The organism is Arthrobacter sp. TWP1-1, from assembly GCF_049897845.1.
GTDB lineage: Bacteria > Actinomycetota > Actinomycetes > Actinomycetales > Micrococcaceae > Specibacter.
In genome coordinates this window covers 106,790-128,640 of sequence record NZ_JAFCXC010000011.1, presented here as the reverse complement: position 1 = coordinate 128,640, position 21,851 = coordinate 106,790, and the positions used below count along the sequence as shown (strand labels likewise).

At 61.4% G+C, this 21,851-nt stretch carries 21 protein-coding genes; 7 read left to right on the top strand and 14 right to left on the bottom strand.

Going from position 1 to position 21,851, the window contains the following annotated elements:
* Window positions 1–133 precede the first annotated feature (133 nt).
* Complete coding sequence (locus ACP7B9_RS16400; protein WP_425865028.1) at window positions 134–988, bottom strand: helix-turn-helix transcriptional regulator; 855 nt, start codon at window positions 986–988, stop codon at window positions 134–136.
* Between the two features lie 78 nt (window positions 989–1,066).
* Here ACP7B9_RS16400 and ilvD point away from each other — a divergent pair, with 78 nt between their 5' ends.
* Complete coding sequence (gene ilvD / locus ACP7B9_RS16395) at window positions 1,067–2,962, top strand: dihydroxy-acid dehydratase (RefSeq protein ID WP_425865027.1); 1,896 nt, start codon at window positions 1,067–1,069, stop codon at window positions 2,960–2,962.
* Between the two features lie 133 nt (window positions 2,963–3,095).
* Here the strand turns inward: ilvD and ACP7B9_RS16390 are convergent, their stop codons facing one another.
* Complete coding sequence (locus ACP7B9_RS16390) at window positions 3,096–4,250, bottom strand: ABC transporter permease (RefSeq protein WP_425865026.1); 1,155 nt, start codon at window positions 4,248–4,250, stop codon at window positions 3,096–3,098.
* The gene (locus ACP7B9_RS16385; RefSeq protein ID WP_425865025.1) at window positions 4,247–5,212 is read right to left on the bottom strand and encodes an ABC transporter ATP-binding protein; all 966 of its coding nucleotides are present in this window, start codon (window positions 5,210–5,212) and stop codon (window positions 4,247–4,249) included. The genes ACP7B9_RS16390 and ACP7B9_RS16385 overlap by 4 nt, the downstream gene beginning before the upstream one ends.
* 299 nt (window positions 5,213–5,511) lie before the next feature.
* Between ACP7B9_RS16385 and ACP7B9_RS16380 the strand changes: the two genes are divergently transcribed.
* On the top strand, window positions 5,512–6,798 hold the full coding sequence (locus ACP7B9_RS16380) for an aspartate kinase (RefSeq protein WP_425865024.1): 1,287 nt from the start codon (window positions 5,512–5,514) through the stop codon (window positions 6,796–6,798).
* A gap of 79 nt (window positions 6,799–6,877) precedes the next feature.
* Here the strand turns inward: ACP7B9_RS16380 and ACP7B9_RS16375 are convergent, their stop codons facing one another.
* Together ACP7B9_RS16375 and ACP7B9_RS16370 are read right to left on the bottom strand one after the other, a co-directional pair.
* Complete coding sequence (locus tag ACP7B9_RS16375; protein WP_425865023.1) at window positions 6,878–7,090, bottom strand: hypothetical protein; 213 nt, start codon at window positions 7,088–7,090, stop codon at window positions 6,878–6,880.
* A gap of 99 nt (window positions 7,091–7,189) precedes the next feature.
* Window positions 7,190–7,414, bottom strand: a complete 225-nt coding sequence (locus ACP7B9_RS16370) for a hypothetical protein (RefSeq protein ID WP_425865022.1) — start codon at window positions 7,412–7,414, stop codon at window positions 7,190–7,192.
* 103 nt (window positions 7,415–7,517) lie between these two features.
* Between ACP7B9_RS16370 and ACP7B9_RS16365 the strand changes: the two genes are divergently transcribed.
* Together ACP7B9_RS16365 and ACP7B9_RS16360 are read left to right on the top strand one after the other, a co-directional pair.
* Window positions 7,518–8,024: a MarR family winged helix-turn-helix transcriptional regulator gene (locus tag ACP7B9_RS16365; protein WP_425865021.1), complete on the top strand. Its 507-nt coding sequence runs from the start codon at window positions 7,518–7,520 to the stop codon at window positions 8,022–8,024.
* 4 nt (window positions 8,025–8,028) lie between these two features.
* A complete protein-coding gene (locus ACP7B9_RS16360; protein ID WP_425865020.1) occupies window positions 8,029–8,958 on the top strand; it encodes a 3-methyladenine DNA glycosylase in 930 nt (309 codons plus the stop codon).
* Here ACP7B9_RS16360 and ACP7B9_RS16355 read toward each other — a convergent pair.
* A complete protein-coding gene (locus tag ACP7B9_RS16355) occupies window positions 8,945–9,931 on the bottom strand; it encodes a GDSL-type esterase/lipase family protein (RefSeq protein ID WP_425865019.1) in 987 nt (328 codons plus the stop codon). The two genes, ACP7B9_RS16360 and ACP7B9_RS16355, sit on opposite strands and share 14 nt — an antisense overlap.
* 108 nt (window positions 9,932–10,039) lie before the next feature.
* On the bottom strand, window positions 10,040–12,730 hold the full coding sequence (locus tag ACP7B9_RS16350) for an exo-alpha-sialidase (RefSeq protein ID WP_425865018.1): 2,691 nt from the start codon (window positions 12,728–12,730) through the stop codon (window positions 10,040–10,042).
* A gap of 373 nt (window positions 12,731–13,103) precedes the next feature.
* On the opposite strand from ACP7B9_RS16350, the gene purS reads away from it, so the two are divergent.
* Genes purS through purL form a run of 3 tightly spaced genes read left to right on the top strand, consistent with a single transcriptional unit; the run spans window position 13,104 to window position 16,429 of the window.
* Entirely contained in the window at window positions 13,104–13,355 is a 252-nt protein-coding gene (purS, locus tag ACP7B9_RS16345; protein ID WP_110483480.1) for a phosphoribosylformylglycinamidine synthase subunit PurS, read from the top strand.
* A gap of 2 nt (window positions 13,356–13,357) precedes the next feature.
* Entirely contained in the window at window positions 13,358–14,110 is a 753-nt protein-coding gene (purQ, locus tag ACP7B9_RS16340; RefSeq protein WP_425865017.1) for a phosphoribosylformylglycinamidine synthase subunit PurQ, read from the top strand.
* A gap of 9 nt (window positions 14,111–14,119) precedes the next feature.
* Window positions 14,120–16,429 (top strand): phosphoribosylformylglycinamidine synthase subunit PurL, encoded by a 2,310-nt coding sequence (purL, locus tag ACP7B9_RS16335; protein WP_425865039.1) that lies wholly within the window; start codon window positions 14,120–14,122, stop codon window positions 16,427–16,429.
* Window positions 16,430–16,515: 86 nt separating this feature from the next.
* On the opposite strand, the gene ACP7B9_RS16330 is transcribed toward purL, so the two are convergent.
* From ACP7B9_RS16330 to ACP7B9_RS16300, 7 genes are all read right to left on the bottom strand, one after another.
* Window positions 16,516–18,153, bottom strand: a complete 1,638-nt coding sequence (locus ACP7B9_RS16330) for a GDSL-type esterase/lipase family protein (RefSeq protein WP_425865016.1) — start codon at window positions 18,151–18,153, stop codon at window positions 16,516–16,518.
* Window positions 18,154–18,311: 158 nt separating this feature from the next.
* On the bottom strand, window positions 18,312–18,890 hold the full coding sequence (locus ACP7B9_RS16325; protein WP_425865015.1) for a DUF1990 family protein: 579 nt from the start codon (window positions 18,888–18,890) through the stop codon (window positions 18,312–18,314).
* Window positions 18,874–19,278: an MmcQ/YjbR family DNA-binding protein gene (locus tag ACP7B9_RS16320; protein WP_425865014.1), complete on the bottom strand. Its 405-nt coding sequence runs from the start codon at window positions 19,276–19,278 to the stop codon at window positions 18,874–18,876. The genes ACP7B9_RS16325 and ACP7B9_RS16320 overlap by 17 nt, the downstream gene beginning before the upstream one ends.
* Window positions 19,275–19,835 carry a dihydrofolate reductase family protein gene (locus ACP7B9_RS16315; protein WP_425865013.1) on the bottom strand — a complete coding sequence of 187 codons (561 nt, stop codon included), beginning with the start codon at window positions 19,833–19,835 and terminating at the stop codon, window positions 19,275–19,277. Before ACP7B9_RS16315 ends, ACP7B9_RS16320 begins: the two co-directional genes overlap by 4 nt.
* Before the next feature lie 17 nt (window positions 19,836–19,852).
* Complete coding sequence (locus ACP7B9_RS16310; protein ID WP_425865012.1) at window positions 19,853–20,764, bottom strand: polysaccharide deacetylase family protein; 912 nt, start codon at window positions 20,762–20,764, stop codon at window positions 19,853–19,855.
* Between the two features lie 67 nt (window positions 20,765–20,831).
* A complete protein-coding gene (locus ACP7B9_RS16305) occupies window positions 20,832–21,248 on the bottom strand; it encodes a CoA-binding protein (protein ID WP_425865011.1) in 417 nt (138 codons plus the stop codon).
* An 84-nt stretch (window positions 21,249–21,332) separates the two neighbouring features.
* Window positions 21,333–21,845 carry a hypothetical protein gene (locus ACP7B9_RS16300; protein WP_425865010.1) on the bottom strand — a complete coding sequence of 171 codons (513 nt, stop codon included), beginning with the start codon at window positions 21,843–21,845 and terminating at the stop codon, window positions 21,333–21,335.
* Window positions 21,846–21,851: the final 6 nt, after the last annotated feature.

Sequence of the window (21,851 nt, the reverse complement as noted above, 5' to 3'; positions counted from 1 at the left end):
CGAAACTCAACCGCCGGCCCCGCCCGACCCTCAACCTTGAGACGCCTGCCAACCGACTCAACCAGCTGCTGCAAACAGCAGCATAACCCCCGCGTTGCTACGACCACTTGACTTTGCCGCGTCAACATCGACGTCAACTGTACTTTCGCGGGATGGAAGCGTCAGGTTTCGCCAGGGCTGCCAGGCGTTCCCGTGTGGGGGTCCCGGCCGTGGGAACGTACATGACAAAGTGCAGATCCGGGACATCGGACGGCACCAAGCGGTGCTGGTCAAAGGTCAGCTCACCCACGCTGGGATGAACAAAGACTCGCTGCCGTGAAGAAAAGTTCAGCACCACGTGTTCGGCCCAAATACTGGCAAATTCCGCACTGGCCTCCTGCAATTTCTGCACGAGTGCCGTGTGCGCCGCCGAGCCCAGCCGCGGCCCGGCCTCGGCACGGAATTCCGCCACAAAGTTCCGGGAGGTGATGTCCCAATCGGGCAGCATCTGGCGCAATTGCGGATCGGTGAAGACCAACCAAAGCAGGTTGCGCTCGGCAGGAGCCACCTCGGCTATCCGCGAATACAAGTATTCGTAAGCAATGTTCCACCCTGCGATCCCCCAGTCCGGGGCCACTGCGAACGCCGGAAAATCCACCGCGTCCAGCAGCGCCTGCAAGTGCGGCGGGACAGATTCAATGGCGGCATGTCCGCTCACCGGCACGACAGCGTGACCGCCAAGCGCCAGCACATACGCCTGCTCGGCAGCGGTGAGCCGCATGACCCGGCCAATGGATTCAAGTACCTGGCGGGAGGCATTTATATCCCGCCCTTGTTCCAGCCACGTGTACCAAGTGACGCTGACGGCGGCGAAGGCCGCAATCTCCTCCCGCCGCAATCCCATGGTGCGGCTGCGCCCAATAGGAGGCAAGCCCTGTTCGGCCCGTACCAGCCCCGCGCGGCGATCACGGAGAAACTGGCCCAGCTCACGCCGTCGTTCTTCATTCATGCGAACAAATCTAGCACTGCCACTACTAGTATTAGCGCCGTCTTTCATCGCGGGCCCGAATGCTGGTTAACTAGCCTTATGCCTCCATTACGTTCACGCACAGTCACCCACGGCCGCAACATGGCAGGCGCACGCGCCCTCATGATGGCCTCCGGCGTTGCCAAGTCAGACATCGGCAAGCCGATCGTCGCCGTCGCCAACTCCTTCACCGAGTTCGTCCCCGGCCACACCCACCTCGCACCCGTGGGCCGCATCGTCTCCGACGCAATTCACAAGGCCGGCGCCATCGCCCGCGAATTCAACACCATCGCCGTGGATGACGGCATCGCCATGGGCCACGGTGGCATGCTCTACTCGCTGCCCTCCCGCGACCTGATCGCCGACTCCGTGGAGTACATGGTCAACGCACACTGCGCCGATGTGCTCGTGTGTATCTCCAACTGCGACAAGATCACCCCCGGCATGCTCATGGCCGCCCTGCGTCTGAACATCCCCACCGTGTTTGTGTCCGGTGGCCCCATGGAAGCCGGCCGCGTCACCATGACCGACGGTTCCATCCGCTCCTTGGACCTGGTCAACGCCATTTCCGACGCCGTGGATTCCTCGGTTTCGGATGCCGACATTGACCTCATCGAGGACAACGCCTGCCCCACCTGCGGTTCCTGCTCGGGCATGTTCACGGCCAACTCCATGAACTGCCTCACCGAAGCCATCGGCCTGTCCCTGCCCGGCAACGGCTCACTGCTCGCAACCCACACCGCGCGTAAGGACCTGTACGAGCGTGCCGGTGCCACCGCCGTCGCTCTTGCCAAGCGTTACTACGAGGACGACGACGCCTCCGTACTGCCGCGCTCGATCGCCTCCTTCGAAGCGTTCGACAACGCCATGGCCTTGGATATTGCCATGGGCGGCTCCACCAATACGATCCTGCACCTGCTCGCCGCAGCGCAGGAAGCCGGCCTGAAGTACGATCTGGACGACATTGACGCCAAGTCGCGCCAGGTTCCGTGCCTGGCCAAGGTTGCCCCGAACGTTGCAGGCAAGAAGACGTTCTACATGGAAGACGTGCACCGCGCCGGCGGCATCCCCGCCCTGCTGGGTGAGCTGAACCGTGGCGGCCTGCTCCACACCAACGTAAAGTCGGTCCACTCCGAGGGCCTCACGGATTGGCTCGACGACTGGGATATCCGCGGCGGCAAGGCCACGGACGAGGCTCACGCTCTGTGGACCGCTGCTCCCGGTGGCCAGCGCTCCTCCACCGCGTTCTCGCAGTCTGCCGAGTGGACCTCTCTGGACACCGACCCGGCAGAGGGCTGCCTGCGCGATGTTGAGCATGCCTTCTCCAAGGACGGCGGCTTGGGTGTGTTGCGCGGCAACATCGCGCTCGACGGAGCTGTGGTGAAGACCGCAGGTGTGGACGAGTCCATCTGGACGTTCGAGGGACCCGCCGTAGTCTGCGAATCCCAGGATGAGGCCGTTGAAAAGATCCTGTCGAAGATCGTCAAGGCCGGCGACGTGGTCGTTATTCGCTACGAGGGTCCCCGCGGTGGCCCGGGTATGCAGGAAATGCTCTACCCCACCTCGTTCCTGAAGGGACTGGGACTGGGCAAGGTCTGTGCGCTCATCACTGACGGCCGCTTCTCCGGCGGAACCTCCGGTCTCTCCATTGGCCACGTCTCCCCCGAGGCGGCTGCCGGCGGCACCATCGCCCTGGTCCAGGACGGGGACCGCATCCGCATCGACATCCCCAACCGTTCCATGGAACTCCTGGTCAGTGAAGCCGAGCTGGATGAGCGGCGCGAGCTGCTGGAGACCACCACTGGCTACCAGCCGGTGGGCCGTGTGCGCGAGGTGTCCGCAGCCTTGCGCGCTTACGCGTCCATGGCAACGAGCGCCGACAAAGGCGCTATCCGCCAGGTCCCGGCCGACGAGGTCCTGATGCGTGCGCCTCGGACTTCGGTGCCCGTGGCCTAACTGGCGGTTTTCCAGACCCGACGCTGATCCGTTCTGAAAATGCGCCCGTCCCCCAAAAATGCGCCCCGTAGAAGAGGCGCATTAATGGGGGGCGGGCGCATTTTCGTGTTGCCATGGTTCTAAGCCACCCGTTCTAGGCCACCCGTGTTCCCTTCGGTAGCTTTCCGGCGGGCGTGCGCAGGGCCCGCCAGCCCAGGCCGAGAATTCCGGCCGTCACGAGCAACTGCAAGACCAGCCCGAGGGGCCACAACGGCGCCTGCTTATCGAGGTACGGCGAGGACACCTTCCCGTTGGCGCACTGGTACGTCGCGTCGGGACCCGCCTGGACGTAGCGAGCTCCCTGGCTGATGGATTCAAACATCCCCGTCGAAGCGTACATCTGCTCCTGGTCGGTTCGGTCGGGATAGGGAATGGCATCTGCCACCACCACAAAGGGATTCATGCTCAACATCCACGCCACCCGCTCCGAGCGCTGTGCCGACTGCTCCCTTAGCGGCCCGTAGCAGGCGTACTCGTCGTTTTCATCCGTAATATCCGAGGGCAGGGACGGCGACGGATAGATCTCTGGCTCATCGACGCCTCCCTCCTTCTGATACATCTCGATGCCCTTGTAGTACGTCTCGTTTGCTTGGACGGTGCCATTGCTGAGCATCATGCCCAGCCCAAAGGCAATGAGCGTCCCAAACGTCAATGCGGCCACGGTCAAGTAGGTCACCACAATGGAAAACAGGGGCCGGTTGGCCAGCGCGGAAATCCCCACACCTAGGGCACACACAACACCTAGCTCCACGGCGAACATGAGCAGGGCAACCAGAATGTGCCACACGCCCAGACCACCCTGTGCAATCCCGAAGATCAGGAACGGAACGCTCACAACAAGGAACGCCAGAGCAGCAATCCATGAGGCAAGGAACTTTCCCCACAACATCTGTCCGGGCTGCAACAGGGTCACCTGCATAATGGCGAGGGTTCCCGCTGCACGATCCCCGCTGATGGCATTGGCCGAAAGCGCCGGCGCCACGAGCAAGCCAAAGAGCAGCACAAATGCCAAAACTGCCTCAAAGATCAGCGGCCCCGGGCCCGGCACAACCATGTCCGAGCCCATGCCACCATACTGATTTTGGTACCGGTACTGCGCGTTCCAGCTAAACCAGGTCAATGTGGTCACGAGCCCAATGAGCGCAAACCAGATGATCAGCATGATGTACCAGCCACGCGAACGCAGCCGCTGCCGCAGTTCCATGGCAACCACGGCAATGATGCCGGATGAATACTGGTTCACGGTCATGGCTGTTCCACCTTCATGCTCATGTAGGTCTCTTCCAAGGCTCCCGTGGCCGGTGCAAAGGAGCTTACGTCCACACCCGCCTGGACCAAGTCACGCAGCAGCCGTGCAGCGTCCGCCTCGGTCCCCACAGATACCGACACGGAGTCCCGGCGAGAAGTTCCAGCAGCAAATGCCACACCCAGGGTCTCCAATGCGCCCGCCAGCACGGCCGGATCAAGTGCCGCTATCGAATACCGCCGCCACTGCCCGGCCGCCTGGTCCACGGATTGGGCCAGTACCGAACGTCCTTGGTTGACGAACACGGCGCCGTCGGCAATTTCATCAAGTTCGGCCAAAACATGCGAGGAAACTAGCACCACTTTTCCGCGGCCAGCCAAGGTCCGCAGAATGCTGCGCAGCGCAACTCGCGACCCTGGGTCAAGTCCGGATGCGGGCTCATCCAGCAGCAGGACCTCGGGATCGTGGATCAGCGCCCTGGCCAAACTCAGCCGCTGCTGCTGCCCTCGAGAGAGCACCCGCGCTTTCTGATCAGCCAAGGAGGTCAGGTTCACCAGCTCCAGCAATTCCTGCACGCGGGCAGGAATCTGCGCTGCCGGCAGGTGGTAAAACTTGCCCATGGTGGTCAGGATTTCCCGTGCCGTCAAGGCATCCCAGACGCCCAAGGTGTCGGGCATCCAGCCGATCTTTGCCCGCGCCGCGGAGGGATTCGTCACCGGATCGATCCCCATGACACTGATGGTTCCCGCATCCGGGGCCAGCAGCGACGCCAACATAAGCAATAGCGTGGTCTTGCCGGCGCCATTGGGCCCAATCAGCGCCGTCACCTGCCCTGCCGGGGCGTGCAGATCCATATGTACGACGGCGTGGACCGAACCAAAGCTGCGGGAAAGTCCCGTGGCAGTCAGTCCGGGAGGTTGATCCTGGCGCGGTGAATCTTGCTCTGCTGGCTGGTGCTCAGTCATGGTTCCCTCCCGGATGGCCCGCATACACGGTCATGGCATCAGCCTAGGCCTCGCGGGGCACGAAGAACATCATCCTGCCGTCTGATATTCATTGCTTTTTGGTGACGGGCGTGGACGTCATTGACCAACATGTGGACACATCAATTCCCTGTTAACGCGCCACCACGCTAAACTTTCCTCAACTGCCTTCCGCGCTGATGATGCCGCACTGGCCCTGCGCGACGGCGCGGCACCGGCGCGAGCGGCAGCAAATTTCCTTTTCCTAGTGTTGCGTTAGGTAAGTCAATGAGTGTGCACCCATGAGTCTGATTGTTCAAAAATACGGCGGTTCCTCGGTATCTAACGCCGAGGGCATTCTGCGGGTTGCCCGCCGGGTTGTCAGGACCCAGGCAGCAGGCCACGAAGTGGTCGTGGTGGTTTCAGCCATGGGCGACACCACCGATGAACTGCTGGATCTGGCTGCACAGGTATCCGAGCACCCCCCGGCCCGCGAGCTAGACATGCTCATGACCGCCGGTGAGCGAATTTCCATGGCCCTGTTGGCCATGGGCATCAGCGCACAGGGCGGCGTGGCCCAGTCCTTCACGGGCAGCCAGGCCGGCATGATTACCGATGGTATCCATGGCAAGGCCCGCATCATCGATGTTGATCCGCACCGCGTACGCACGGCCCTGGACAAGGGCAAGGTTGCCATCGTTGCCGGATTCCAGGGCATGAGCCGCACAACGCATGAGATCACCACCATGGGCCGCGGCGGCTCAGACACCACTGCCGTTGCCTTGGCCGCAGCTCTGGACGCTGATGTGTGCGAGATTTACACCGACGTTGACGGCATTTATACAGCTGATCCGCGCGTCGTTCCGAACGCCCAGAAGATTGACAAGATCTCCAGTGAGGAAATGCTGGAGATGGCGGCCTCAGGCGCCAAGGTCTTGCACCTTCGTTGTGTGGAGTACGCTCGGCGTTTTGGACTGCCCATCCATGTGCGGTCATCCTTTAGCGACAATGAGGGAACCTGGGTCCTGCCCAGCCCCGATGACAAAATCAAGATCTCAGAAGGAGTTGCTTTGGAGCAGCCAATCATCTCCGGCGTGGCTCACGACCGGTCAGAAGCTAAAGTCACCGTTGTTGGTGTCCCCGACATCCCCGGTAAGGCTGCGATGATCTTCGGCATCATCGCCGGCGCACATTCAAACATTGACATGATTGTGCAGAACATTTCCACCAAGGGCTCCGGCAAGACGGACATCTCCTTCACGCTGCCCATGGTGGAGGGCGAAGATGCGCTCAATGCCCTGCGCGCCAAGCAGGACGACGTCGGCTTCGAGGACCTGATCTATGACGACCAGATCGGCAAGCTCTCGCTGATTGGTGCGGGCATGCGCTCGAACCCGGGCGTTTCCTACCGCTTCTTCCAGGCTCTGTCCGACGCCGGCGTGAACATCGATCTGATCTCCACCTCCGAGATCCGCATCTCCGTTGTGACCCGGGCAGATCTGCTGGACGTCGCCGTGCGCGCTGTCCACCGGGCCTTTGATCTGGATTCCGACGACGAGGCAACTGTTTACGGCGGCACCGGCCGCTAACGCGTTTGGGCGGCTACGCCCACATCACCTCCGATCGAAAAAGGCGGTACCGATTCCGGTACCGCCTTTTCTGCGTCTACTAGGCCTCGCTTTTACGCTCTGCGTAGTGATGGCCTTCTGAATCCGTGTGCTCGTCATAGTGAGAGAGCTGCTCTTGCCCGCTCTCCTCGAGGTCATCATGGTGATGCTCCACCGGAGCACTCATGTCACCTTGATCGGCAGGGCCAAAAACCTTCTGGGCCCGGTCGGTGGCGTGCATGAATTTGTCCAAGAACTTTTCACCGCTCGTCATCGTCAACTCCCCCTCTCCTGTCGAGTACCATCAAGTGTTCTGCGTCACTTAATTTTACTCCCGGGGTGCCATAAAGGCGCCGGGCATTCCAACAGTGGACTAGCGACGCGATTGGTCATTGGGGTCCCTAGGGACCAGATACGTGCTACCGTCGGCCCGCTTGACGGTGACAAATTCCTGCGCTGCCGCCTGCTGCTGGACAAGCAGGTCCTTATTTTCCGGAGTCATCTCGTGATCGAGGGGGCTACTGCTGGCCGGGCCAAAAATATAGCGCAAACGACCCGTGAGGCTCATCAATTTCTGGACGAAAGGCGTCTTGGCCATGGTTGGCTTTCCTTGCAGCGCGAGGGGTCGAAACAACCCGGTTGATAAGCGGAACACTATCCATAGTACCCTGTTAGTTAGTGCACTAACTAAACGAAAGGGTGTGTCCGTGAGCACCGCCGAGAACGATCTCCTGCTTGAACGGCAGCTGTGTTTTGGACTCAGCGTTGCTTCCCGCAGCGTCATCGCCGCCTATAAGCCCGTCCTGGCACCCATGCAGCTGACCCACCCGCAGTATCTGGTCATGCTCACGTTATGGGAGCAGGCCCCGCGTCGCGTCAAGGACATCGGCGCAGCCCTCTTGCTGGAATCGGCCACGCTCTCCCCGCTGCTCAAGCGCCTCGAAGCCCTCGGCTACATCACACGCGCCAAGGACGCCGCGGATGAGCGTGCGCTCTGCGTTGACCTCACCGCCGAGGGTGCGGCCCTTCGCCAGCAGGCCCTCGCGGTGCCCGGCACCATGATGGCCCGGCTGGGACTTGACCGCGAGGGCGCCATGGCCCTGCACCGCTCCATGATGGCCTTGATCGCCGCGGCTTCCCAAACGGACGACGGCGCAGGCGCAGCTACCAGCCCGGCTCATGGCAGACGGGAAATGGCGGATAATTAAGGACATGACGCCAGCGACTCCTCCACTCCTCGCCACCTTGGCCGAGGATGCTTGGCAGGGCCGGGCCGCCGCACACCGTGCCCGCGTGGACCGCTACGCCGCTCCATATCTTGCCCGACGTTCGGCCAACAAGAAGCACCCCGTCGAGGATTTTCTCTTCACCTACTACACGCAAAAACCCGGCCAGCTCTCACGATGGCACCCTGGTGCCGGCGTGGTGCTCGCCGGCGAAAGCGCCACCGAGCGTCTGGGCTGGAAGTTCTACCGGGAAGCCAGCGACGCGGAGCGCGAGGCGGCCGGGGCATCTGCGCAAGGTCCCGCCGTCGTGCTTGATCGGGAAAAGTTCTTGGAGCAACGCAAGGACGCCGTGGATTTTGCGGCCATCATCCTGGGCCGGACCCAGGCACGACCAGCGCAGTTTGGCTGTTTTGGGCTGCATGAATGGGCCATGGTCTACAAACAGGAGGCCAATGCGGTGCGGCACGAATACCTGGAATTGAGGCTCGGCTCCGGCGGCACGGACCAAGTCGTCGAGGAAAACCGGATCCGCTGCACGCACTTTGACGCCTACCGTTTTTACACTCCGCAGGCGACGGGCCTCAATGAGTTGCGCCCCACCCGGGAGAATCAGCGCGATCTGGAGCAACCGGGCTGCCTGCACGCCAATATGGACCTCTACAAGTGGGCGTACAAGCTATCGCCGGCGCTGCCGAGCGAGCTCGTCATGGATTGTTTTGAGCTGTCGTGGCGCATCCGGGCCATGGATATGCGCGCCTCGCCCTACGATCTGGCCGAGTGGGGTTACCCGCCGATTCAGATTGAGACCGCCGCCGGCAAGGCCGATTATGTGGGCCAGCAGAGAGCGTTCAGCGCGGAATCGACCGTGCTGCGTGGCCGGCTGCGTGCGGCCCTGGAAACCATCACCCGTGAGTAAGGGCGGCGGCCAACCGCGGAGCTAGGCGCTGTGCCATGATGGCGTATCCGGCCGTGTCCGGGTGCAGGGTGTCGGGAAGCCTGTCGAGTGCTTCCTGTTCGGTCAGCACCGTTGAGCCGTCGATGAGGTGGAGCGCGGTGTCTCCCTTGGCTTGCATGGCCGCAACAACGCTGGCGGTGGCCCGACGGTAGTCGACCAACGTCCAGCCCACCTCATTGACCTTTTGTTCGCGTGGCAGCGACAGCACCGGGGAAATGACCACAACAGGCACACCGGGGTGGGCGCGGCGAATCGTGGTGATAAAGCCCTGCAATGCTGGGCCATAGCTACGCTCGGAAAAGACAGCCGCGTTGTAGCTGTTGATGCCAACACACAGGGAGATGAGATCGGCCGGGGTTTGGGCAATCGTGTCCGCGGCGATCGGATCAAGCTGGCACTCGCCCGCAAGGCCAAGATTCGTCAGCCGCCAGCCATTCTCACGCGCAACGACCGCGGGCCACGTCTGGGTAGGACCGTCTGCCTGTTGGCAGTGCGTAATGGAACTGCCGTAGGTGATCCACCGAGGACCGTCCTCCCCCGCGGAGGTGACGAACTCGCCGTCGAGCGTTGCTTGTCCAATGGTGAAATCGCCAAAGTGGGGCAACCACAGCTGCACCAGCGAATTCTCCGCGAGCCCATCCAGCACCACCTCATGCCGGTGAATGCCGACGGCGGGCAGGCGGTGGGTTCGTTCGCCGTTAATCAGGACGTCATAAGGGGCACAATCCGCCGCGCCGTGACCCTCGAGCGTCAACGTTCCACCGTTGCTGCGCCATGCCGCGCGGATCCCCGCCGCCATGCGCGCACGGTTGGCTAGGTTGTCCGTAACGGGTGGCAAATACCCGTTTGGATCCAACCTGGAGAAGCTCTGCACACCATCTCCATCGATGTGTTGTGCGAACATTCCGGACCACTGGGCAGCAACTGAAACCATTGGGCAATCCTATCGAATTTTGGCCCCGCCCCAGCTTGGGCGGAGCAGAAGAAAACGAGGGGCCGCTTCCACCCAAGGTGAAAACAGCCCCTCGTTTGTACACGCTCGTTACGGTGTTACATGGAAGCTGCCGAAGGACAGGAACTGTCCATCCTTGTCAGAGACCACCAGGTTGTCCTTGCCATTCTTGGTTCCTGCCGGAACTGTGAAGGTGACATTGCCCTGCGCGTCGGCCAGGAACCAGCCGATGCGGGCGCTGTGTTCGTTCAGGTGAACGTAGGCCCATTCATTGGCCGTAAGGTTCTTGACCGTGACGGTGTCGCCGACCCTGTACTTGCCAGCCTTCAGGCCTAGGCTGATTGGGGCCTGCCCCGTCAACTCCAGAGGCTTGATGGACGGCTCAAAGTCAGGCATCGGAGGAAGCAAGGGCAGTTCAATGCCCTGCACGGCAACATCCGTGGACGCATCCTTGGCGCCGTTGGCGGCGGCGAGCGCAATGGAACGCTCCGCTACGGCACCTGCGGCAAGTTCCGCCGTCGTGAGTTCACGAGTTTCCGTGAAGTCTACCGAGGCACCGACGGCCAAGGTGCCGTGGTCGGTGCCGAGACCGGCAACACCGGTCAGGGTGACGTTGCCCGAGTTGGTGGCCGTAACGGTGGTGGTGACGGTGTCGCCGGTGCCGGCCAAACCGTTGCCGTCGACATCGTTCCATACAGCAGCCGCCGTTGCCGAAAGCTCGGGATTGCGAACCAGCAGGTCAACTTCGCTGCCCGTAATGGTGTAGTTGACCGTAGTTGCGCCCGTGCCAGCTACCTGCCACGTAGTGATCGGCACAAAGAAACCCTGCTGTGCCTCATCCGCGGTGACAACATGTTTCGGCGTGGTGCAGTTGTAGCCGCCCCAGACCGCGAGCGTTAGGAACCGGCAGTTGCCCCCACCGTCGGCCGGCACAAAGGGTTTCAGATTGCCGGTTTGCGGGACCACGGATTCAGGGATGTTTCCGGTGCTGGCCACTGTGAAGGCATACGGTACGGACTCCCCGGCCGCATAAGGGTTGGTCGACAGATTTCGGTTGGCATCGTAACGGTACCCGGCGATCGTGGCACCGACGATGCTCTCCGTTGCGCCACCGGTAATGGTGACTGGAACCGCCGCGTTCAACACATGGCCGTCCACGGTGACGCGTGCTGTGATGCTGGTTGCGCCTGCCTTGGCGTAAGCCGGAATGCCAACGGGAACAGAAAGCTGAGCCTGACCGTGAGCGGGGATGGTAGGAACCGTCACAGTGCCAAACTCCCAGCCTGACAGTGGAGCAAAGGTAGCTGTCCCACCAACAAGTGGTGCATCTGAGGTGTTTGAAACCGTCATGCTGGCAGAAACGGTAGCGCCATTGGCTCCAGTAAGTGCAGCGGTAGTGAGGGTGGCGTCGCAAAACGCGCCAATCCAGTCGGCGTTGAGATTGGCGAACGTCATCGTGTTGGAGTCGCCTTCATAGAACAGCCCGAACGTGCCATCGGAAAGCGCCGTGATGGTGGAGTAACTCATCGCCCCGGTCTTGAAAGTCTTACCGGCGCTCCATGTGGCGCCGTCGTCGCACGAGTAGCGGATGGCGCCATTGCTGCGAGACGAGCGGTTATTCGAGTTGGAGAATAGGAGCGCCTTGGCTGCGGCGGAGGACTCGGGCGCATCAGGGAACATTCGGGTCAGGCCCGCATTATTGGTGGGGTCCACGAGTGAGGAATCATAGCGAACAGGCCCGTATGTGAGGCCACCATCGGAGGAAATGGCCACCTTGCGGCCACCGCCGACGGCGTTGTCACGCGAATTGAGCATGACGCGTCCGTCAGAGAGCTCGACCACCTTGTTTTCATCCATCCGAGTGCCAACAAAGGCCCCGCGCTGCCAGGTTTTTCCGTGATCGTCGGAGTAAACGCTGTAGGCCTGAATGAGCGTACTGCCGTCGGCTTGCTTAACTTTGCCAGCATATTGCTGGATTAACCTGCCCTTGAACTGACCGTACTTGAGCTGAATACCTTCTCCAGAAGAGGCGAACATGCCGGCAACCCCGCCCACATTGGTTACACCGTTGACGGTATCCCCCACCGGCTTCGCGACATTGGTGACCAGCGGGCCAGCAAAGTTGGCAAAGGGTGACGACGCCGGGTAGCTCGCCTCGACCGGCAGCGCTGGTCCATGCTCCGGGTCGGTTGACCAGCTAATTCCACCATCGGTTGAGACAGAGACTTCGGTGCTGATGACCTGCCGGTTGGCATCGTCATTGCCGAAGATGCTGCCAACGAAGCCCTGTTCCTTGGAATAGACGTGGAAGTTGAAGACCGTGCCGGTTTCCTTGTCCACCACATAACTCGGATCGCTGAAACCGTAGCGCTGGACTCCGGTTGCCGCGACCTGGCCCCGCGCAATAAACGTCGGCGCGCCCCACGTCTTGCCGCCGTCGGTGCTGCGACGCTGCACAATCGAGTTTGCCGACGGAGAATCTGCACCATCGGGACGGCCATCGTAGGAGGCCAGCAGCACTCCATTGCCCAAGTCAGCCAGGGCGGGGATGCGATAGTTCTTGCCAAGAACCGGATCTATGGCGTTGTCACCGTTGCTGGCGAGTACCTGTTCCAAGTAGCTGGGTGCCGAGGTGGAAGTCGGTTGCTCCTGCGCGACGGCGGGAGCAACGGCGGGAGCGAGCAAGGCTGTAAGCAGCCCCGCGGTAAGCGCCCCTGCGGTGAGAGCAACTCTCCCGGATCTACGGCTTCTAAGGTGCGTGGACGTTTCGATGGAATTCATGCGTTCCTTTCAAACGGCCGGTACGGCCGGTAAATGGTGTGCGAATGACGTTTGGCGCCTGCCGGAGCAGCCGCATCAGACATGGGACAACCCATGACCCATATATGACGTGAATCACCCTACCGTGTTTCGACTCACATAAAAAGGGTTGGCAACACTTCTCTTGACGGCACCAACGACGGCGCTAATTACGGCATCAACGAGACGTGAACCACTAGAGTTCATGAGTTCGCTAACACTTACGTAGAATAGGAGAGCAAGCTCGCGGAGCGCCCATACGTACAGGTTTTCAGGTGGAACAGAACCTGGCCCACAACATGGCGTAAGACGGCACCTCCGCGGCCAACCCCTTTTACAACCAGGAGTTCCCGCGATGCCTCGGATCGTTGTCGACGTTATGCTCAAGCCCGAAATTCTGGACCCGCAGGGAAAAGCCATTGTTGGCGCACTTCCCCGCTTGGGCTTCACCGCATTCTCCGCTGTCCGCCAGGGCAAGCGCTTTGAACTGACGGTTGACGGCGAGGTGACCGACGAGATTCTGGCCCAGGCCCGCGAAGCCGCCGAGACCATGCTCTCCAACCCCGTCATCGAAGATGTAGTCAACGTCGAAGTTGTGGCGGACTAACCATGAGTGAAACTCCCTTGATTGGTGGTCTCACCCAGACTCCCGTTGATTCCCGCCTTGCGGGAGCTCGCATCGGCGTTGTCACCTTCCCGGGCACGCTCGATGACCGCGACGCAATCCGCGCTGTCCGCCTTTCCGGCGCCACCGCCGTCGAACTGTGGCATGCCGACACCGAACTTGCCGCAGTTGACGCAGTCATCATCCCCGGCGGATTCTCCTACGGTGACTACCTGCGCGCAGGTGCCATCTCCCGCTTCGCCCCGCTGATGTCCAAGATTGTTGACGCCGCGAACTCAGAGGCATTGCTGCCTGTTCTGGGTATTTGCAACGGTTTCCAGATCCTGACCGAGGCGCACCTGCTGCCCGGCTCCATGATCAAGAACGATCACCTGAAGTTCCTCTGCCGCGATCAGGTCCTGCGCGTTGAGAACAACAGCACCGTCTGGACCAACGCCTACTCGGCCGGTCAGGACATCACCATCCCGTTGAAGAACCAGGATGGCCAGTACATCGCCGACGAAAAGACGCTCGACGCCCTTGAGGCCGAGGGTCGCGTGGCTTTCCGCTACGTTGGCGGCAACCCGAACGGTTCACGCCGTGACATCGCTGGCATCTCCAACGCCGCCGGCAACGTGGTGGGCCTCATGCCGCACCCCGAGCACGCCGTCGAAACCGGTTACGGCCCCGGCCACACGGGCACCGACGGACTGGGTTTCTTCACCTCAGTTTTGAACACGCTTCTGGGAGGCAAATAAATGTCCGAGATCTCCGCTGACACCACCAAGAAGTTCAACATCGACACCGTTGCCAACGCCGCAGTGACTCCCGAGGTTGAACTGCCCTGGGCCGAGCTGGGCCTGAAGCAAAACGAGTTCGACGACGTCGTGAAGGTTTTGGGCCGACGCCCCACCGGCGCCGAGCTGGCCATGTACTCCGTCATGTGGAGCGAACACTGCTCCTACAAGTCCTCCAAGAACCACCTGCGCCAGTTCGGCGACAAGGTGACCGAGGAAATGAAGAAGGACATGCTGGTCGGCATCGGCGAAAACGCCGGCGTCACCAACTTGGGCGACGGCTGGGCCGTAACGTTCAAGATCGAATCCCACAATTCGCCGTCGTTCGTTGAGCCCTACCAGGGTGCAGCAACCGGCATTGGCGGCATCGTCCGCGACATCATCTCCATGGGCGCACGCCCCGTGGCCGTCATGGATCCGCTGCGTTTCGGTGCAATCGATCACCCCGACACCGCCCGCGTCATGCACGGTGCAGTGGCCGGCATTGGTGGTTACGGCAACTCGCTGGGCCTGCCGAACATCGGTGGCGAGATGGTCTTTGACTCTGTTTACCAGGGCAACCCCTTGGTCAACGCGTTGGCTGTTGGCGTCATGCGCCACGAGGACATCCGTCTGGCCAATGCTTCGGGCAAGGGCAACAAGGTTGTCTTGTTCGGCGCACGCACCGGCGGCGACGGCATTGGCGGCGCTTCGGTGCTGGCCAGTGAATCCTTCGATTCCACGAAGCCGTCCAAGCGCCCCGCCGTTCAGGTGGGCGATCCTTTCGCCGAAAAGGTACTCATCGAGTGCTGCCTGGAACTGTTCAAGGGTTCCCTTGTTGAAGGTATCCAGGACCTTGGTGCTGCGGGTATTTCCTGCGCCACCTCGGAGCTGGCCTCCAACGGCGACGGCGGCATGGAAGTTGAACTGACCTCCGTGCTGTTGCGCGATCCCACCCTGACCCCGGGCGAAATCCTGATGTCAGAGTCGCAAGAACGCATGATGGCGGTTGTGACGCCGGAGAACATGGCCGCGTTTGAAGCTGTCATGGAAAAGTGGGCCGTGGAGTACTCCTGGCTCGGCGAAGTCACCGGCACCGGCCGCCTGATCATCAAGTGGGAAGGCGAGGTCATTGTTGACGTCGACCCGCGCACCGTGGCCCACGACGGACCTGTCTACGACCGCCCGTTCGCCCGCCCCGAGTGGCAGGATGCCTTGCAGGCTGACACGTTTACTGGATCCGTCCAGGACGCGGGCCGCCCGGCTACCGCTGACGAGCTGAAAGCAGCAATGCTGGAACTCATCGCCTCCCCCAACATGTGCTCCAAGGACTGGATCACCAACCAGTACGACCGCTACGTTGGTGGCAACACCGCCATGGCATTCCCCGACGATTCCGGCGTTGTCCGAGTCGATGAGGAAACCGGCCTAGGCGTTGCCTTGGCCACCGACGCCAATGGCCGTTACACCTTCCTTGACCCGTACCACGGCGCACAGCTGGCCCTGGCCGAGGCTTACCGCAACGTCGCCACCTCCGGCGCCGTCCCCATGGCCGTCAGCGACTGCCTGAACTTCGGCTCCCCCGAGGATCCGGACGTCATGTGGCAGCTAGCCGAGTCCATCCGCGGCCTGTCCGACGCCTGCATGGTGCTGGGTATCCCGGTCACCGGCGGTAACGTCTCGCTGTACAACCAGACCGGTTCCACCCCCATCCACCCGACCCCTGTGGTTGCGGTTTTGGGTAAGTTCGACGACGTCGCTCGCCGCACGCCGTCGGGCTGGGCCGAGGACGGTCAGGCAATCTACCTGTTGGGCACCACGGCCGCTGAAATGGATGGTTCGGAGTGGGCCAACATGCGCGGCCACTTGGGCGGTCTGCCGCCGAAGGTTGATCTTGAGCTCGAGCGCGAATTGGGTGAAATCCTGATCAACGCTTCACGTGACGGCATGATCGATTCCGCTCACGACCTCTCCGAAGGTGGCCTTGCGGCTGCTCTCGTGGAATCAGCATTGCGATTCAACACCGGTGCCCGCGTGGCACTGGATGAGGTTGCCGCCCGCGATGGCGTTGACCTCTTCACCTTGCTGTTCTCCGAAACTCAAGGACGCGCCATTGTGGCAGTTCCCCGCAGCGAAGAGGTTCGCTTCAACGACATGTGCACGGCACGCCGTTTCCCGGTGTCCCGCATCGGTGTAGTTGACGCGGCCGGCGCAGCCCTGGATATCCAGGGTCTGTTCACCGCTCCGTTGGACGAGCTCCGCGAAGCACACGAAGGAACGCTGCCGAAGTACTTCGGCTAAGGCTTCCTGTTCCTCGACCCGTCAGGTAACGCCGCTAAGCCCTTTGGTTAGCGGCGTTACCTGACGGGTCGTCGTTTTAAAGGCGCCTAGAACCCGCCAGCCAGGGTGAACGGCGCAACATCAGCGGCCCCGGCCAACGCCGCATAGCCTGCAGGATTCAGATGGATCCTGTCCCCGCCGTCGAAGGCGGGAAGAATCCGTTCGGGGTCGGCGGGATCGGCGACCGACGCCGAGAAGTCTGCAACGCCGTCGTACTCGCCACTGCTGAGAATCCAATTGTTGACGGTGGTCCGGGTCAGTTCACGGGCGGTTGTGAATGATGCTGTGTCCTTGGTTGGCGTCATGGTTGCGCCATAGACTTTCAGGCCTGCAGCCCTTGCCTGCGCAATGATGTTTCGGTAGCCCTCGATGATTCGGTCACTGCTTGCACCATCGGGAATGTCATTAATTCCCTCGAAGAGGAACACGGACGTGACGCCCGGTACGGCGGCAACATCGTAGGCGAAGCGTGTGGTTGCGGCCATTCCACGGCTCTTGGCACCACCGGCTTCAAAGGTCACACGGTTGGAGCTGATACCGGCGTTGACCATGGCAATCGATTTATCGCGTGCGTTGATCTTGTCGGCCAGCTGGGCCGGCCAGTTGTTAAAGCCGTTGAGGCTTGAGCCATATCCATCCGTGATTGAATCGCCTAGCGCCACCATGGAACCCTTGGCCGTCGCGGAGATGACGTCGATGCTTTTAAGGAAGTAGTACTGCGATGAACCCTGGGTAAAGCTGGCATTGGAGGTGTCGGCGGCATGGTTCCCGTCTGCAATGCCATTCGAGACGTTGCCAAGGTTGTGGAAGGTGGACACCGGGATGGAACCGGCAACAAACACGCTGACCAGTAGCTTGGCATCCGTCTTTACCGGCACGTTCAGAGCATCACTGACCACCTCGCCGCCCACGGGAATGGTGACGGTGCTTTGCCCGCGAAACGTGAATTGGGACGGGGCGCCCGACGCCGAGAGTCCAGTCCCTTGGTAGGCCACAGTTGCCGAACCGACCACCAACGGCGTGGTCCCAAAACGATTGGAAAGCGTCACGCGTTGAGCGTTTCCGGCAGTGTTGGGGCGCACCACCATCCGAATGGTCTTGTCTTGCAGCGAAGGGCCACCGTCAGTCAGTGCTACGCCCCACGCGGCGACGCGCGCGATGCTATTGGCGGATAGGACCCAGCGCTGGGAGGCGGCAGAGCTGGTCTGCGCAGACACCACCTTGGCTCCAGCTGACGCATCGGCGACCCGCCCGGAGCTCGCGCTAACTAGTGCGTACCCATCCGGCCCGGCCACCAAATTCCAGTCTTGAGACGGAACGGCAGCACAATCCTCCTGGGTCAGCGGCGCCCCGGAGGCACCGGCGTCCTGCAGGCACAACCCGCTGTTGTTGTTGCGGAGCGTATAGACACCGGGTGACCTCTGCGCCACCCACCAAGACTGGCCGGCCGTGGCACGGGGTGCGTTCTGCACGATGCTGGTACCCGCCGTGATCGAAACCCCCTGAACATGTAGGTTCTTGGCACTTGCGGCATTGGTCAGAGAATAGGCGCCGGGGACGATCACTGCGGGCGCATTCACGGCAGCGGGCGTTGCTGCCTGGACTGGCTGGACATCTACGGGGGCGAACACCGCACCCGTCAACACGAGGGCGGATACGGCTAGGGCAGCGGACAGTTTATGCATCAATTTCTCCTGGTACGGGACAACAGATTGATCGAAAATATCTTCGCCCAGCCCCCAGTATCGTGACTTGCGTCACCAGACGATGCACTCATGTTATCCGTCACATCGACGGAAGTCCTATGTCCCATGAATTATGACGCGATATTCCTTGCGCGCAGCTAGAAACCGCCAGCCAAGGTGCGCGCCGCCTGCTGATAAGAGCGCGTCACTCCTGCTTGGGTCAATTTAGTCACGGGCGAGCCGAGCGTATAGATCAAGCCGGCCGGTTTACTGAACGCGAGCAGCCTAAAGTGGACGCCGCCATCGGGCATCAGCATGGCGATAAACGCCTCCTCGCCCAAGGCCGGATGCCCAGGCAAGGTACCGTAGCCAAAGCCAGCCATCTGCATCTCCCGCCCGTCGGGTCCGGCTAAGAGCGTTGGTTCCATGGCCCACACAACTTCGCACGGAACGGGGAGTCTGAGGTTGCCCACACCAAAGCCGCTCACAACGTGTGCACCAACGGCTGCCCGGGGCGGAGCCTTGACCTGTAGGCCGGCGAGGCGCTGAATCTTCCACGTCATGATGCCCTCGGCTAGAGCGTTGAATACGTCTTGGCCGTTTCCAACGTTCAGCGTCTTGTCTACATGGGCAAACCCTTTGGGCCACTGCTCCGGGTCAGCTGGCTTCTGGGCCGCATCCCGGGTCAGTCCCAGATACGGATAGTCCAGGCGGCCACGGCTAACTCTTGGCGACATACGCGCTCCACTCCAATGCTTCCTGCTGTTTCTTGGGCAGCCCCGCCACCACAAGATCGTACGAATCTTCCACCATTTCCAGCACCATTTGCCGCTCCACGCAGGAGGTGTCCACGGTGTTCCAATGGCGTTTATTTAGGTGGTAACCGCCGGTGATGCCAGGGTTGGCCACCCTCAGGGCCGGCGCCAACTCGGGATCGCATTTGAGGCTGACTCGCAGCGGCTCGGCCTCAAGATCCACGAGGGCGAAGACCTTGCCGGGGCGTTCCGTTCCACCGCTGGGCGCCTTGACCTTGAAAACGCTGGTCTCCGGCCCGAAAGGGAAGTCCTCATAGGAGCCGGGCATGGCTAACGCGGCAGCGCGAAGGTCTGCCGCCGTAATACTCACGTGGCACTGCGGACGTCGTAGTGCAACATGGCAAAGGGGCCATGCTGTTCGGCGCTGCGCAGCGACAGGCGATCCGAACCAACGGTGCGCGGCAACAGAGCCGCCCCAGAGCTAAGCGTGGCCGGGGCAAAGGTGACGACGAGTTCGTCCAAGGCGTTCAGGTCCAGGAACTGCCCGGCGAGGTCGCCGCCGCCAACAACCCACACGTCCAAGTCTCCGGAGGCTTCCTTGATTTCCTCGAGCACACCAGCCACAGGACCGTTAACAAAGCGCACGTCGGCTCCCTCGGGCACAGGCAGCGTCCGTGAGGAAAACACATAGGTGGGCTTATCGCCGTAGTACTGCTGCCATTTGACCGGTTCCGCTAGCAAGTTCTCGTGCTTGAGGACCCACTCATAGGTGGAAGAACCCTCCACGAAAACACCCATGGTCTCCATGAACGAGGCGATGTCCGGACCACCCTCACCTTTGACAGCAAAGAGCCAGTCGAGGGAATCGTGCTGATCTGCGAGATAGCCGTTGAGCGTTGAAGCCGTGTAGTAAACAATGCGCGTCATGACATCCACGCTACCCGTTACGCCGTCGCGAGGTAATCCTCCAACAGCACAACCTTCAACCCGGCAGCCTCCTGCGCTTTCAAGAAGGCCGCAAGATCCTGCGGGAATTCCGGGCGGAAGTGCATCAGGACGATCTCGCCCGGGCGCAGCCCGGCTCCCACCTGGTAGTCCATCCCACCCGCATTGGCCTTTGCTTCCCAATCCACGATGGCCTTGAGCCCGCACGCCGCAACGGCCTGCCGGGTCGCCTGCGTATAGGGGCCGCCGGGAGGTCGGAAGAAGACCGGACGCCGCCCATATTGCTGTTCGGCAAAGTCGGCCATGGAGCAAATCTCCGCCTTTTGCTCTTCGTAGCTCAGCTGAATAAACCCCAGATTGTGGGTCATCGTATGGTTCTCGATCAAGTGACCGGCCGCGGTGTACTTCAGGTAAAACGCAGGTTGGTCCGCAATGTACTTATGGGCCAGAAACAGCGAGGCCTTGATCCCGCTCTGCTCCAGCAGCGCCAAATCCGAGTCACGCTGCACGGCGCCGTCGTCAATGGTCAGGAACACGACCTTTTGCTCCGTTGGCACCTTGGTCAGCACCGGTGCCAACCCGTCCACGATGGGCGGCAGCACGTAATCGGGAATCAACCCCTCAAGGGTATCCACTCGCCCAGTGGCCGGATTCGTCGGGATGGCGCTGGGAACCAACGACGCCGGAGCCTGGGTTGGCGCGGTCGTTGCAGCCGCCGTCGCGGTTAAGTCCGTCGAGGTTGAGGCCGGACTTTGCCCAGCGGTGCCAACAACTGCGTCTCCGGCCGCATCAGGTGATGTTGTTGAGACCACCCACCACGTCCCGGCCACTACGAGCGCAACCACAAAGCTAAGGATCAAGAGGCCTATGCGGCGACCGTCGTGACGTGAAGGGGAAAAATGGCGTGGCATCTCTTCTTTTCTGGCTCGTGGCTTTTCTTGCTTGCAGCGCAAGAACGCGGCACGTCAAAGCTCGGGCTTAAAGGCCCAGTTTGGCGGATTCAATCTTGGGGCAGGTGTTCATGACAACATCGAGTCCGGCAAGCAACGCACGTTCCGCGGCGTCCTCATCAATAACCCCGAGCTGCAGCCAGACGGCCTTGGCGCCAATGGCTATGGCCTGGTCAACCACAGCTCCGACCCTGGCAGAATTTACAAAACAGTCCACCACGTCCACTGCTCCTGGGATCTCCGCCAGGGTCTTATAGCCTTTGGCGCCGTGAACATCGTCGCCCTTGAGGCTCACCGGAATGATCTCGTGGCCAAGACGTTGCTGGAGAAAAGCGGAGACATCCACCGCAGGTCGCAGAGGGTTGCCGGAAAGGCCCACAACGGCCCACCGCCCGGGAGTGGTCAGCAGGCGCCGGATGACCTGCGGATCATTTATTATTGCCATGTCTCGAGCCTAATCGCATGGCAGGCCGAATCCCCCTTCGACGCCGGGCTGTTACGCCCAGGTCATGCCGCTTGTGACTCCACCTTAGGCATCGACAAATGACGCGTCACTGCTGGGCCGGTCGTTGTCCCCCGAATCGGATTCCGGCTCCTCTTCCTCTTCCGCTTCATCGTCGAGGTCCACGTAATCATCGCTCGTCAACTCGTCCGTGTAGAGGGCCCAAAATTCGTTGGCGGCGGCTGCGGCCGGATCCAAGACCGTCAGTTGCTCCTGAAAGGACTTCTTGACGGCCGAAAAATCATCGTCGTCCTCAGGCCCCACGGTGTCCCGGTCAATGGAGCCCCACGCGGCAACGATGGCCGGCAGGACGTCAAGGGTTGAGGCGATCAACGTTTCCTCGTCCTCGCAGACGTACTGCACGGCGCGGCTTTTCCGGTTCACCACAACGAATTGGAAATCACCGTCGTTACACACAATGGCACGGCCGGCGGCGTCGTTGGCAAAGGGCGGTTTGAGCCACTGCCCGTCCAACGGCACATCCTCAAGTGCCACCGGGTACATCGGCTCCAGCACTTCCCAGATCTTGGCATCATTCATGATTTC